6 protein-coding genes are annotated in these 14,717 nt (G+C 57.8%); all 6 read left to right on the top strand.

The genetic code is table 11. The annotated features are described in order from the left end of the window. Positions 1-559: 559 nt before the first annotated feature. Positions 560-2,080 (top strand): M23 family metallopeptidase, encoded by a 1,521-nt coding sequence (locus BXY39_RS18400; RefSeq protein ID WP_121940364.1) that lies wholly within the window; start codon positions 560-562, stop codon positions 2,078-2,080. Positions 2,081-2,353: 273 nt separating this feature from the next. Continuing rightward, positions 2,354-2,890 (top strand): hypothetical protein, encoded by a 537-nt coding sequence (locus tag BXY39_RS18395; protein WP_121940363.1) that lies wholly within the window; start codon positions 2,354-2,356, stop codon positions 2,888-2,890. A gap of 354 nt (positions 2,891-3,244) precedes the next feature. Then, a complete protein-coding gene (locus BXY39_RS18390; RefSeq protein WP_121940362.1) occupies positions 3,245-6,508 on the top strand; it encodes a TonB-dependent receptor domain-containing protein in 3,264 nt (1,087 codons plus the stop codon). A gap of 613 nt (positions 6,509-7,121) precedes the next feature. Beyond that, the gene (locus BXY39_RS18385; RefSeq protein ID WP_170163958.1) at positions 7,122-9,959 is read left to right on the top strand and encodes a TonB-dependent receptor plug domain-containing protein; all 2,838 of its coding nucleotides are present in this window, start codon (positions 7,122-7,124) and stop codon (positions 9,957-9,959) included. A gap of 171 nt (positions 9,960-10,130) precedes the next feature. Continuing rightward, positions 10,131-11,471, top strand: a complete 1,341-nt coding sequence (locus tag BXY39_RS18380; RefSeq protein ID WP_121940360.1) for a 2OG-Fe(II) oxygenase — start codon at positions 10,131-10,133, stop codon at positions 11,469-11,471. A 266-nt stretch (positions 11,472-11,737) separates the two neighbouring features. Further along, complete coding sequence (locus BXY39_RS18375) at positions 11,738-14,665, top strand: TonB-dependent receptor plug domain-containing protein (RefSeq protein WP_147453639.1); 2,928 nt, start codon at positions 11,738-11,740, stop codon at positions 14,663-14,665. The last annotated feature ends 52 nt before the right edge of the window (positions 14,666-14,717 follow it).

Raw genomic sequence — 14,717 nt, 5'->3', positions numbered from 1 at the left:
GTCTGCTTGCTTCTCTTAAGAGATCCGAAAACAATGATCATAAACAGACCACCGTCCTCATCTCCCTTCCCATCAAACTATGTCAAAGAACAAAAAAGTACCTGACCGGTTAAACCGACCTGAAGTCTGTTTCCTTGTCTGGTTTATCGTCGGACCGGCTTTTCGCCAAAGTGCGACGCGGCTGACCTGTATATGGCGATTACCCCCAGGCTGTCAAGCCCATGGATCGTCATAACGATCATCGGAACCGCCTGCTTTAAGACCTTGGTTTGAAACGCTTTCGTCTGAAGCGCCGCGAACCGGCCCGCCGCTGCGGTGAAGGGGTTTCTATTGACCCGTGCCGGTAAATGCAAGCGGTTTTTTTCATGCAATCGCTTTTTTCCGATCGCCCGGTCAAAAGACATGCCGGCACCCGTATGCAAGGGTCATATCCGGGCCCGGATTCCTGTTTGAGTCTCAAGGTCTTGCAATCGCGACTCGGGATCTGTATTTTTTAAATAAAAATCAACCAAGCTCCCGCCATACGAGGTGGCCTGTTGATGACAGGGAAAGGAAACGCATGCGAGGCCTTCAGTGGTCCAATGCCGCACGTCTTCTAGACAGAAGGCGGCCGGCACATGAAGAGACTCAAGCATCATCCGCTTACGCCGCAGGGCTGCGGCTGGGCTGGCGATCCCTCAAAGGGATTCGCCATGTTTCAGGCTTTCTGCTGCGACACAGTGAGCATCCGGCCGGATTCGCCGCATTGTTCGGCGCCGGCATCGTCGCCATTCTGCTATACGGCATGGTTTCCACCCCGGGTGAAACTGCGCCAACCCAGGGCAGCGAGACCACAAGCGCACCAGAATCGGAAGATATCCCGGCGGATGCCCCGCAATCGGCAGCGACAGCGCCGCAATCATCGAACACACCAGCGGCAATGATGGCGAACGGGACCGCGAGCGGAGCCGGGGAAACCTTCACATTAAAGTCGGGCGAAACCCTGATCCGTCTTCTGGCCCGCGCCAAAATCGCGAACGGCGACGCGCACGGTGCGGTTGCAGCCCTGCGGGACATTGTCGACCTGCGACGCCTGCGCCCCGGCCAGGATGTGCGCGTGTGGCGCACCGTGGCCGACAGCCGCCTGAATGAACTGCGCCTGCGGGATAAATTCGATGCGGAAGCCGTCGTACGCCGGTCAGGCGACGGCTTTGCCGGCGAACGCTCCACCATCGCGTCGCTGCCCGTGACCCGTTATATAGAAGGCACGATCAATGACAGCCTGTATCTTTCCGCCACAAAAGCGGGCCTGCCGGAACCGGTTCTGGCGGAAATGATTCGGCTGATGAGTTATTCGGTCGATTTCCAGCGGGACATCCGCGTCGGCGATCATTTCGAAATCTATTTCGAGCGGCAGTATGCACCGGATTTCGGCGACGTGGCCGAAGGCCGCATTCTCTGGGCCGGTCTGGATTTAGGCAAACGGCGGCTGGAGGCAACGCATTTTGTCGATCACGACGGCATGGCGGGATATTATGATGAAAACGGCACCAGCATCCGCAAGGCCCTGATGCGCACACCGGTCGACGGCGCGAGGCTAAGCTCGCGCTTTGGAAAACGGCGTCATCCCATTCTGGGATATACCCGGATGCACAAGGGACTGGATTTCGCCGCACCGCGCGGCACGCCCATCATGGCGGCAGGCGACGGTGTGGTGGAAACCGCGGGCCGCAATGGCGGATACGGCAATTACATCAGGCTGCGACACAACAGCGAACTGAAAACGGCGTATGCGCACCTGACACGGTTCGCCAAGGGAATCCGCCGGGGCAAACGGGTGCGCCAAGGCGAGATCATCGGCTTCGTCGGCAGCACAGGCCGGTCCACGGGACCCCATTTGCATTATGAGGTGTTGAAAGGGAGCCGGCAGGTCAACCCGCTGACCCTGAAACTGCCGCCCGGACGCACGCTGCGGGACGCCAGCCTGGATCTTTACCGGGAGGGGCGGCACCGGATCATCGCCGACATCGCAACCATCAAGGGACGCGACACCCTGACAGCCGAAACCGAGCAAACCGTCATTGCCCTTGCCGGGCGGTGATGGCACAGGCAGGGGAAGCAGAGGAAAACGCCGAACCAACAGGGCGCGGTCAGAAAACAAAAACGGCGATGCCCGACCACCCGGTTAACACGTGTGTCAGACAAGAGACACTGAAACAGAAGAAACACGAGCAAAGTCCGGTGCGCAGGTCCGGCTGGTGTGGCGAACCGCCGATAGACCAACCCTATATACAGTGTTTTGCGCTTGACCCGTCCGGTCTAAACGTCAAAACCTTATAAAAGACAGTGAAACTTTGGATGAGAGACTGAGGCAATGAACACCGTCTTGCGTAGCGCGCATATTGTGGCGACAGCCTGCATTCTCGCATCAGGTCTTACTGTTGACGCGACAGCCCAGGAAGCGTCACTGAGCGATCTGCTTGCCTGCGACAAGATCAAAAACGAGGCTGATCGCCTGAAGTGTTTCAACGCCGTTGTCGAAGCCTTGAAAGCGAATCCGGAACGTCAATCGACGGATTCGCCGGCCGCATCATCACAGCCAAGGACATCATCCGGCGAGGCTGTCGCCGTGCCGCCCCCGTCTGTCGATGACAGTTTCGGAAAACCGCCCAAGGTCGAGAAAGAGGCGCCACAGGAGCTTATCGCAGAAGTCACCCGATTCTGGCGGGCCGCCAACAATCGCTATGTCTTTCAATTGGCAAACGGCCAGATATGGACCGAGACATCCAGATCCTTCCTGCGCCTGCCCAGCGATATCAAGCAGGTCCGCATCAAAAAAGGCGCCGTCGGCGGCTACAGGATCTTCATCAAAGGCGCATCAAAGCCCGGGCGCGTCAAACGACTTCACTAGATGCGTCTGTTAAGACTATCAGGCGCCATACGCCAATCTCCCGCCCGTACCATCCAAAGATTAGACCAAAACACAGCCTCCTGCTTTTGCTCTAAACACATGGCAGGGGGCTTTCTTGTTGATGCTGGGCAAGAGAACCCCGATCAATCATTCATGCCGCGCGCGAAAGCAACAATACTGCCCGCAACACGTCACATATTTGCCACAGCTTTCAACTTTAAGCCGCTCGAAGATACGATCCAACTTTAATCATAAGCTGAAGACTCCGCAGAATATGCCAATAGTTATGAGGACTGCTGCCGGTATGGGTTACCGGTCGGCACTCTTTGAAAAAATGGCACGGGAGGAGATGACATGAAACATCAGCAGTGGAAATCACGGCTGCGTTTTGGCGCTGCCACTGTCTTGATCGCAGGTCTTGGGCATATGGGACCGATCGCTGCCAACGCGCAGGATGGTGCTGAAACCATGGCCGACGAAACCCTGGAGGAAGTGGTGGTCACCGGGTCGCGTATCAGACGCGCCGGGCTGGACACGCTGCAACCCGCCACGGTCGTCAGCGGTGAGTTTATAGATCAACGGGCGTTCGCCAATGTGGCCGACGCAATCAACCAAGTGCCGCAGTTCGGCATTCCGGACCAGTCCAATGCCGGCGGACAGGCCGCCCTCAATGTGGGGCAGAATATCGTCAACCTCTTCGGCCTTGGTGCGCAGCGGACGCTGACGGTGATCAACGGTCGCCGGACCGTCGGCCAGAACACACCGACAATCGGCGTCAATGACGGGCTTAACAACACCGGCGGGCCCGGCCTACAGGTGGATTTGAACATCATTCCCACGGCGGTCATCGACCGTGTGGAAACGATCGAGACGGGCGGCGCGCCGATCTATGGTTCGGACGCTATCGCCGGTACCATCAATATCATCCTGAAAGATGATTTCGAAGGCTTCGTCGTCGACGGCCAATATGGCGTGACCGAAGAAGGCGACGGCCAGAACTGGCGCACGCGTGCCACATTCGGCGGTAACTTCGCCGAAGGCCGAGGCAACGCGGTTGTCGCCTTCGAATACGCCGATGTGAGCCAGGTCAACGCGCTGGACCGCCCCGAACTCGTCAACAGCCCGAGCTTCTTTCCCAACCCCGCGGACAGGGGACCAGATGACGGCATCGTCGACAACTTCTTCACACCGGATTCGCTAAATGTCTGGCAGGTACCGAATACGGGTTTTATCCTGCTTAATAATAGTGCGCCCTCAGGAATTCCCAATCGCCTGCCAGGGGATCAAACTTTCCTGCGGGACAGAACGGGATGTGAAACTATCGGAGGAAACACTATCTGTCCGCAGATTTTGCCGGTGGATGCCGCCGGCAATCCGGTCATGCTGGACTTCAACGGCAGCCTGATCACACTGGACCAAGCCAATCTCGGCATCCCGTCACCAACGTCCGTTTCCTTCTTCAGCGCGGGTGCCGACGGCGTTAACAACCCGTATGTCACAGAACTGGATGAAACCAATACACTGATCAGCCCGCTTGAGCGGTATAACATGTTCTCCAAAGGGCATTATGACGTCACTGACAATGTGCGGGTCTTTTACGAAGGCCTGTATTCACGCACAGAGGCTGTCGATACCAACAACCAGCCGGCCTGGTCGACGATCTTTTTTAACAATGCGGACAATGGGTCGCTTGGCAACTACCGGATCAATATCGCCGAGAACCCTTATGTGACGTCGCAAGTTCGCGATCTTCTCCAGACCAACGGTGCCTTTGATCCGACCAATCCCGAAGACCAGTTCTTCTGGGTGTCACGGTCCAATATTGATCTCATTGGGGACTCACCAAACTTCCGGGATCAGGATGTGTTCCGGATCGTCGGCGGCCTCGAAGGCGACTTTGAACTTGGCGGCCGGACATGGAACTGGGATGTCAGCTACAATTTCGGTCAGACCAATGCGACGACGGAACAAACCGTCATCGACGGGGAGCGGCTGAGCTTTGCCACCGACGTTGTCGTCAATCCGGCAACCGGGCTGCCCGATTGCCGGATCAATGTGGAAGGCGTCGAAAACCCGGCCGATAATGGCGGCCTGCCCGGCAATGGCAGCGATTCCAACACGGCAAGCTGTACGCCGCTGAATATCCTTGTGTTCGGTTCGGCCACACCGGAACAGCAGGCTTTTCTGCTGCAACGGCAGACACAGTCCAGCCAAATCCAGCAGTCGGTCTTTGAAGCCAACATCGCCGGCGAGCTTTTCGACCTTCCGGCAGGTGCGATCGGTTTCGCCGCCGGTCTGACACACCGCCGCGAACGCGGTGAATTCCGCGTCGGCCAGGGGTCGCAGCGGGGCGTTGCGCCGAACCCGCCGCAACTGCCCGTGGATGGCGGCTTCAACACCTATGAGGCTTACGCCGAAATGCTGATCCCGATTGTCCGCAACGGCGAAGGCCTGGGCAGCGCCATCGGCAGCGTTATTCTGGACTTTGAGATCGAGGGTGCCGTGCGCTATGTCGACAATAATGTTGCCGGCGGCGATCCCACCTGGACTTTGGGCGGTCGTTTGACGCCGAACATTCTGGGCGGTGCCTTTACTTTCCGCGCCAACTATACGGAAGCCATCCGGTCGCCATCGATCGTCGAACTGTTTTCACCGCAGCAGCAGATCGGCACCTTCGCGACCGATCCTTGTGACAATCGTGATATCCGATCAGGCAATAACCCGGATGTCCGCCGCGCCAACTGTGAGGCCCAGGTTCGGGACCTGATCGATCAGGGCCTGCTGCCGTCGGACTTCAACCTGGATGAATTCCGCGCCATTTCTGCAAACGCATCTCAGGCCGCGCTCACCGGCGGCAACCTGGATCTGCTGAACGAACAGTCGAAAGCCTGGAGCGTCGGCGTCATCATTCGGCCCGAGCAGATTCCGGGCCTGTCACTCACGGTTGACTGGACCGATATCGAGATCAGCGACGCAATCGTGAACCTCAGCGCCACCAATATCATGGCGGCCTGTTTTGACGATGCCAACTTCCCGAATGTTCCAGCCTGTGACCGGTTCGAACGGGAAGCAGGCACGTTCCAGCCGCGAAACTTCATAACCGGCTTCACCAACGCCGCGTCGCGTAACTTTGCCGGCATGACGATCCAGGGGGCCTACTCGTTCGACATGGCCGCCATCGACGATGCTCTTGGCGGTGTCATGACCATCAACAGCAACTGGTTCTATGTGGACGAAGACACCCAGCAGGTGGGATCAGGCGACCTGAACACCTTCAACGGGGAACGCGCGAACCAGACATGGCGGGTCCAGACCAACGTCATGTATGACATCGATGCCTTCTCGATGTTCGTCCAGTGGCGCCATGAGAGCGGCGGCACATTCAATAAAGACGATCCGATCGAACAACGGGACATCCAGCGCTTCCCGAGCGTGAACCTGTTCAATATGGGCTTCCGGTACCAGATGACGGACAACTTCCATGTTCGTCTGAATGTCGACAATGTGCTCGACAATTCGGAAAACCCGCTGCGCCAGGCATCCGTGGGCAGTAACGATAATATCTTTGACGATCCGCTCGGTCGCCGGTTCATCTTCGGGGCCGGTCTGGAATTCTAAGACCACGCGACAACGCAATCATGTGACGATGGGGCCCCAGGGCCCCATCGTTTTCGTTTGTGCCATGAAAACCGGGGCAGCAAGCCCCTGCTCTGCGGGCCAAATCCGGACCCGAATGCCGCCGGTCACAAGCCAAACACGGGGTTTGATATGATCACAGCCATCCGGTCAATCGGATCCCCGGCGGGCGATGCCAAACACCGCCTACGGACGATATAAGCCGGCGATACCGGCATATATCGCTATCCTCTCAGGGTCTTAAGAGTAAATCCCAAACAGGCTCCAAAAGTGAATGTGTTGAAAAGAACACACCCACCTTCCTCATGTGATTTATCAGAATCGCCACACCGGCAAGTTACGTAGCATCATTGCCCAAAATACCCTTTGCACTTTAGATTACAGACCTCTCCATAAGTGGGTTTTTCCCAATCTATATTCATACGAACACAAGATCAGGCCGTGCCTTTTGTGCCACATTGTTCAACTTTTATGTCACTTATCAGGCCGTCATGTGATGATTTGCTCTGTAATGAGGGCCATTCCTGCTGTCAACTTCCTCCACCCGTGCCGAAGGGCGGCACGGCAAATGCCCTATATTGGGAGGAGAACAACTGTGAAAAACAGCGATCAAAACGTCCTGCGCAGGCGGCTACTGGGTGGTACCGCCTGCCTGCTGGCGGTACAGATTGCCACTGGCAGCGTGCCTCTTCTGGCACAGGACACAAGTGCTCAGGACGACGAAGGCGACCGTCTTGAGGAAGTGGTGGTGACCGGCTCGCGGATTCCGCGTCGTGACCTTGTGGCGAACAGCCCGGTCAATGTGGTCGGTGCGGAAGAAATCGCCCTCCAGTCCACGGTCGAGATTGACCGGGTTCTGGATGCCCTGCCGCAAACCGTATCAACCAACGGCCCCAGCACCAACAACCCCGGTAACGGTACGGCCAACGTCAACCTACGGAACCTGACAACGGGCACGAATGCACCGGTCCGGACCCTGGTTCTGGTCAACAGCCGCCGGTTCGTCGGCGAAAGCAGCACCGGTGTTGTCGACCTGAACAACATCCCCGCCGCCCTGATCGAGCGGATCGAAGTGGTGACCGGCGGTGCCTCGGCAGTGTACGGGTCGGACGCCATGGCCGGTGTCGTCAACTTCATCCTGAAAGATGATTTTGAAGGCGCCCAAATCGCCGCCCAGTATGGCCTGACGCAGGAAGGCGACGGCGAACGCTACAGCATCGACTTCACCCTCGGCACCAATTTCGCCGACGGCAAGGGTAACGTGGTCATCCACGGATCGTATTTCGATCGTGAGCAGCTGACCGCCGGCGCCCGTGAATTCTCGGCCGTGCAGCTGTCGGAAACCACGGATGCGGACGGCAACCCCATTTTCGCACCGGGTGGCAGTTCGCGGATTCCGCAGGGCCGTTTCACCGGCAGCGGTTTTAACGTGCTGGTCCAGGATGACGGCTCGGTCCGTCCCTACACAGCCCCGGCTGACGAATACAACTTTGCACCGGACAACAACCTGCTGCTTCCGCTGGAGCGCTGGACGATCGGTGCCATCGGCAACTATCAGCTGAATGAAGATATCGAGCTGTTCGCCGAAATGAACTATGCGAACAACCGGGTCGAACGCCAGCTTGCGCCGACACCCTTTGCCGAGTCGGGTTTCGAGTTCGACCTGAACAACCCCTTCATGCCGGATGAGTTGCGCGCGCTTTATGCCGCCAACGACACCGACGGCGACGGTATCGTCAGCGGCAGTATCTTCCGCCGTATGACGGAAGCCGGTCCGCGTGTCAGTGCCGACACCCGCAACCTGTACCGCTTCGTCGGCGGTCTGCGGGGCGAGCTTGACAACGGCATGAACTGGGAAGTGTTCTATAACTTCGGCCGGTCCGAGGAAACCCAGCGACAACAGGGCAATATCGTTATTTCCCGCTTCCAGCAGGGCCTGCTTGTCGATCCCGACAATCCGACACAGTGTGCCAACACGGCCGGTGGCTGCGTGGTTCTGAACCCGTTCGGCGCCGGCAATTTCACCCAGGAAATGGTCGATTTCACTCGGGTGGCCGCCACCAACATCACGACCGTTCAGCAACAGCAGGTCGCCGGTAACCTGGCCGGGGATCTGATCGAGCTGCCGGCCGGGCCGCTTGGTGTCGCTGTCGGTGTGGAATACCGTAAGGAAACCGCTGAAAACCAGCCTGACACCTTCCTGGCAACCGGTGACATCGACGGCTTCAACGCAGGCCTGCCGACAACCGGCAGCTTCGATGTGGCTGAAATCTATGCCGAAGCCATCGTACCCATTCTGGCTAACGTGGCCGGTGCGGAGTATCTGGGCCTTGAAGCGGGTGTCCGTTTCTCGGACTATTCGACCGCAGGTGGTGTTACCAGCTACAAGATCGGCGGTGAATGGCGTCCGATCGAAGACCTGAAGATCCGCGGTCTGTATCAGCGCGCGGTTCGCGCACCGAACATCAACGAGCTGTTCCTTGGCCAGTCCAACAGCTTCCCCGGTGCGACGGACTTCTGTAACGATACGGCGGACCGGACCCAAGCCGAGGCTGATTTCTGCGTCCAGATGGGTGTTCCGGCTGACCGGATCGCCGGCTTCCAGCAGGAAGATGCACAGGTGGAAGTGCTGCTTGGCGGTAACCCCGAACTGTTCGAGGAAACGTCGGACACATGGTCCTTGGGCTTTGTCTACACACCGGAAGCCGTGCCGGGTCTGATGGTGTCAGCTGACTTCTACTCGATCGACGTGGAAGACGCCATCGCCACCTTCGGCGGCGGTCTGCAATCGACCATCGATGCGTGTAACATTGCACTGGACATCAATGATGTCTTCTGTCAGGCGCTGACCGCACGCCGGGCCGACGGGCAGCTTGAAATGGTGCCGTTGTTCAACCAGAACATCGCCAACCTGTCCACCAAGGGTGTCGACTTCCAGGCCGGTTATGGCTTTGACATCGGCGAAGGATCGCTTGACATCATCGTCAACGGTGTGCGTGTGATCGAGCGTGAAGTTCAGGGCAGCCCCCTGCTTGACCCGATCGATTGCGCCGGTGTCGTCGGTGTCCGCCTGACCTGTGGCCGGGCCGATCCGAAATGGCGTTTCACAACCCGCGTCACCTACCGTCTGAACGAGTTCACGGCGTCCCTGCGGCACCGGTATCTGGACGGTGTCACGGACGAGCGTATCGTGACGGGCGCGGCCACGCCGGCAACACTCCTGGTGCCGGAAATCGGCAGTGAGCAGTATTTCGACCTGACCCTGAACTACCGTTTGAACGATGGTCTGATGCTGTTCACCACGATCGACAACATGCTCGACAATGATCCGCCGGTGTTCGGCCGCGGTGCCGCCGGCCAGTTCAACACGGACGCAGGCACCTATGACGTGCTGGGCCGTCGCTTTACGTTCGGCGTCCGCGCCAACTTCTAAACCACGGAAACCGGGGTCTGTATGGATTATGGACCCTGGTTCCTTAAAGAATGGCGCGACCTCGCTGTCATGCAGCTTGCTGACCCTATAGGCGTGTCGTCTCGGCCGGGCTAGGCCCGGCCGTTTTTTTATCGTCTTCCCTTGGACACACTGTCAGGACACAGTCATCCGATGATATCCTCCATATCCGATGGCAACCGTTTACTGGACCGCGCTCGCGCCCTGGACGCTTCAGGAGAACCGGAAGCGGCACTGGACATATTGCGCCAGGCGGCTGCTACCGGGGCCGCCGAGGCCATGGCCGAGCTTGGTCTTTGGTATGTGACCGGTCACGGCGGAAAGCCGGCACCGGTAGAAGGGGCACACCTTGTATTCCAGGCCGCAGGCAACGGCCACATATTAGCCAAACTGCTGGCGGCCACATTGACGGCAGGCGGCATCGGCACGCCCCGCGACTGGTCCGCGGCAGGGCACTGGCTGATTGAAGCAGCATGCGCCCGCGACCCCCGTGCCTGCCTGCAATTGGGTCTGCTTCTGCCCAAAAGCAATGAGTGGCGGCCCATGATACAGGGGCTGTTGGCTCATGCCGCCCTTGCCGATCTTAGCGCGGCCCATATCGCCCTGGCTGTTCAGTACCTGGATCATGACACGGCGGATATGAACCAGCTGGGCCTGGGCCTTCTGGTTCAGGCCCTGCGGTTGGGCAACCCGGTTGCACGCGATCTGCTGGAGAAGTACCGGGGACAAAGCTGGTGCCCGGCAGACCTGCACAGCCTGGACACAGTATCCGATACTCTGCCCGTGCTGGAGCGGCTCGACCCCGACCTGCTCCAGTGGCCACATGAACAGCCGCTGCCTCCTTTCAAAACACTCAGCGACAATCCCAGGGCCATTTCCATGCCCAAGCTGCTGACACCGGTTCTGTGCGCTCATGCCGCGGCGCTGGGCCGTCCCTTTCTGGCCCCGGCCACCGTCCATGACGCAGAAGCCGGAGAGATCCAAGATCCCACGCGGACCAATGCTTTCGCCAATTTTTACCCGCTTGAGGCGGATGCCGTCCTGCAATCCATAGACTGGCGGCTGATGCAGGCCGGCAACAGCGTTTCCGAACGGCCCACCTGCGAAACCGGCGACATTCTGTCCATGCTCTACTATCAGCCGGGCCAGCGCTACAGACCGCATTTCGACTTTTTTGATCCCGAATTTCCAGCTCACCGACCGCATCTGCAACAAAACGGGCAACGCCGTGTCACCGTCCTGGTCAGCCTGAACACCGGCTATACAGGTGGCGACACCCATTTTCCACACGCAAAAGCAGATATTGATAGCAATGAAAAAACCATGCAGGGAAATAGGGGCCTATCCTGGCGTGGTGCTGTTGGAGGAAGCCTGATTTTTGTCAATGTGGATGAAAATGACCGCCCTGACAAAGCAAGCCTACACGAAGGTTTATCACCATCGCAGGGCGAGAAATGGATCCTGTCAAAATGGCTGCGAGCAGGCAAATCCTGAAAGTATCTGTAATATATTCACTTTTTTGAATTTAATATTCCAGAAGCACAATTATTACACATGATCGCATACGACTTTATGGATTATAACTCATATGGGTTTATATCTGTGGCTTATAAACCACAGATATAAACTCTCGTCGTCATGTGTGTCATTAATTGTATGTTTCCTCTACTGAGGCCTAAACACAAGGGTCTAAATCTAGACTGCGGATAGAACTCCGCAACCTAGAGCTTTCCAATATAATACCGAAGAGGAAACGCAGAGTGGCTACTCATAACACCCGAAAACTGCGACGCGCGACCCTACTGGGCAGCGCGGCAATCGCCATGGCTGTCGTGGCAGCCGGCAACAGCACATACGCTCAGGACGCCGACACAGAAGAAGACGACTCGCTTGAGGAAGTGACCGTCACAGGGTCGCGTATTAAACGTACCGGCATCACCGCACCGCAACCTGTCACGGTTCTGGACGCAGAAGCCCTTGGCCTGCAAAGCGAGGTCAATCTGGCAAACGTTCTGAATCAGCTGCCGGCCCTGGGCTCCACCTTGACCAACGCCTCATCCACCGGATTTATCGGCACCGTCGGTATCAGCCCGCTTGACCTAAGGCGTCTGGGCACGGACCGGACGCTTGTTCTCGTCAATGGCAGGCGGCATGTGGCCAGCCGGCCGGCCAGTGCGGCTGTGGATATCAACACCATTCCGCAGGAACTGATTGAAAGGGTCGAGGTGCTGACAGGCGGCGCTTCGGCTATTTACGGTGCGGACGCCGTCACCGGCGTGGTCAACTTCGTCATGAAGGACGATTATGAAGGGGCCTCCCTGATCGTACAGGCGGGCGATGCGGACGAAGGCGATGCCTTCAGCTACACCGCGCGCGGCATTGTCGGCAGCAATTTCGCCGACGGTCGCGGTAATGCCGTCTTCACCTTTGAATTTGCCGACACCCAAGGATACACCGGGCTGGACAGGTCCTTCACACGGCGGGGCGAGCAATTCGTCGATAACCCGAACGATGGCGACACGCCGCAAAACACCAATGACGGCATTCCGGATGAAATCCTGATCGAAAACCGCCGCCTGAATTTCATCACGGCGGGCGGCATCTTCCTCGATCCCAACACCGGCAACCGGTTCAAGGCGGAAAACGGTCAGTTTCTGCCCTTTAACCTGGGCGATCAAACATTCCCCGACGGCAGTGCCATCGGCGGCGACGGGATTCCGGAGCAGGATATCGCAGGGTCCATTCAGGGGGATCTGCAGCGGGTCCTCGTCACAGGCAACATTCGGTACGACCTGACTGAAGACCTGAGATTCTTCATGGACACGAAATATATGAACGCCACGTCCTTTGCCCTGAACGGGACCGGTGCCTTCGATATTTTCTCAATCGGCATTCAGGACGACAATGCGTTCCTGACGGATGCCCAACGACAGTTCATGCAGGATAACAACATCACGTCCTTTTCCGTCAGCCGGAGTCACCAGGAAGCGGAACGGAACTCAAGAGCGGAACGGGAACTGTTTCGCGGTGTCGCCGGCTTCGAAGGCAACATCACCGAGACGATTTCGTTCGACCTGGCATACATCCACGGCCGCGCCACAAATGCGATCCAGCAGGGCAACAACCGTATCAATGACCGCTTTCTGGCGGGTATAGATGCGGTGATCGACCCGGCAACCGGTCAAGCGGTATGCCGTTCGACGATCGATCCCGATGCGGCACAAGGTGTGCCCGACTTCGCCCGCAACGGCTGCGTCCCCATCAATATTCTGGGGGAAAACGCCATGAGCCAGGAAGCGATTGATTTTGCCTATGTGAATGCGTTCGTCAACGAAACGGTTGAACAGAATGTGATCATGGGCACCCTCACCGGCGATACATCCGAGCTTAATATCGAACTGCCGGGCGGGCCCATCCAGTGGGCTGTCGGCGGCGAATATCGCGACGAACAGGCCGAATCCTTCCCGAGCGAAGTGGACCAGTTGGGCATCACCTTCCTGAACATCATCCCGCCGACAACCGGCGGTTTCGATGTATGGGAAGGCTTTGCGGAAGTGGTGCTGCCAGTCCTGAAAGGCGTGCGTTTCGCCGAAGAGTTGACGCTTGATGCCGCTGTCCGCATCTCGGACTATTCCACCATCGGCAGTGCGAACACCTGGAAAGTCGGCATGACCTGGGCACCGGTTCGGGATGTTCGGTTCCGCGGCACATATTCGGAGTCCGTGCGGGCACCGAACATCGGCGAACTGTTCGGTCCGCAAAGCCAGACATTCCAGTTCTTCGAGGACCCCTGCGATACGGAAAATCTGGACCTGGGATCACCGGACAGGGAAGCCAACTGTCGGGCGCTCGGTGTTCCGGAAGGGTTTGATCAGGACGAAACCCGGGGCAACATACCGGGTACGATCGGTGGCAACCCGAATGTGGGCGAGGAAGAATCGACATCCTTTTCCATCGGTATGGTCTATACGCCCAGCTGGGCGCGCGGTCTGTCTTTGACCGTTGATTATTGGGATATTGAAATCACCGACGCCATTGACACGCCGCTGTTGCAGAATGTCCTGGACAACTGCGTGGATGGCAGCACGATTGATAACCAGTTCTGCCCGCTGATCACACGCGATCCAGTCAACCAGCAGATCACCGGTTTCGAGCTGACCAACCAGAATCTGGCGGCCCTGGAGGCTTCCGGTATCGACTTTGAAATCAACTACCTGCTGGATACGGAAAGCGCCGGTCTCGGAAATCTGGGGACCGTGAATTTCCGCGCCGTCGGCACCTGGCTGAATGAAAACACCGAGTTCCCCTTCCAGGTGGACCCGGATTTCTTCGATGAGGAACATGGCGAACTGGGTACGCCCGAGTGGGCCGTGAACTTCAATGCCACATGGAATATCGGCAAGTTTTCGCTGAACTACGAACTGCGCTTCATCGACAGCATGCTGATTGTGGAACGGGACGAGTTGGAAGCCGATCCCGATTTGCAGGATATCGTATCGACAGGGTCGATTTTCTATCACGATATCGCGCTGTTCTATCAGATGACCGATGAGGTTCAGCTTTTCGGCGGCGTCAACAACCTGACACAGGTCTTCCCGCGCTTCGGGTTGAACGGTGCCGGGACCGACAGTGCCATCTTTGACAATATCGGCCGTTTCTTCTTTGCCGGCGCACGCCTGCAATTCTAAACGGTCTTACGAATGACAGACCGGGCGCCACGGCGCCCGGTGCTACTTCGGA

This window comes from Eilatimonas milleporae, assembly GCF_003688555.1.
Lineage (GTDB): Bacteria > Pseudomonadota > Alphaproteobacteria > Sphingomonadales > Kordiimonadaceae > Eilatimonas > Eilatimonas milleporae.
This window is presented reverse-complemented; position numbering and strand designations above follow the sequence as displayed.